Annotated in this window: 1 rRNA gene; it reads right to left on the bottom strand. The window is 50.0% G+C overall.

What is annotated here, in order from left to right:
* Positions 1-616, bottom strand: a 23S ribosomal RNA gene (locus ACFQNF_RS12335); the annotation flags it as partial.

Raw genomic sequence — 616 nt, 5'->3', positions numbered from 1 at the left:
GGCTCCACACAGACTAGCGTCCATGCTTCAATGCCTCCCACCTATCCTACACAAACCACTTCAAAGTCCAATGCAAAGCTACAGTAAAGGTTCACGGGGTCTTTCCGTCTAGCAGCGGGGAGATTGCATCTTCACAAACATTTCAACTTCGCTGAGTCTCAGGAGGAGACAGTAGGGCCATCGTTACGCCATTCGTGCGGGTCGGAACTTACCCGACAAGGAATTTCGCTACCTTAGGACCGTTATAGTTACGGCCGCCGTTTACTGGGACTTCAGTCAAGAGCTTGCACCCCATCATTTAATCTTCCAGCACCGGGCAGGCGTCACACCCTATACGTCGTCTTTCGACTTTGCAGAGTGCTGTGTTTTTGATAAACAGTCGCAGCCCCCATTTCTCTGCGACCCATTTCTGCTCCTACCGCAAGGGTATTCACATACTCTGGGCTCACCTTCTCCCGAAGTTACGGTGATAATTTGCCGAGTTCCTTCTCCTGAGTTCTCTCAAGCACCTTAGAATTCTCTTCCTACCCACCTGTGTCGGTTTGCGGTACGGTCAATATAAAGCTGAAGCTTAGAGGCTTTTCTTGGAAGCATAGGATCAATCACTTCAGTCCGA

This window comes from Iodobacter arcticus, assembly GCF_042664895.1.
GTDB lineage: Bacteria > Pseudomonadota > Gammaproteobacteria > Burkholderiales > Chitinibacteraceae > Iodobacter > Iodobacter arcticus.
Note: the sequence above shows the minus strand (reverse complement) of the source record. Positions and strands in the feature narration are given on the sequence as shown.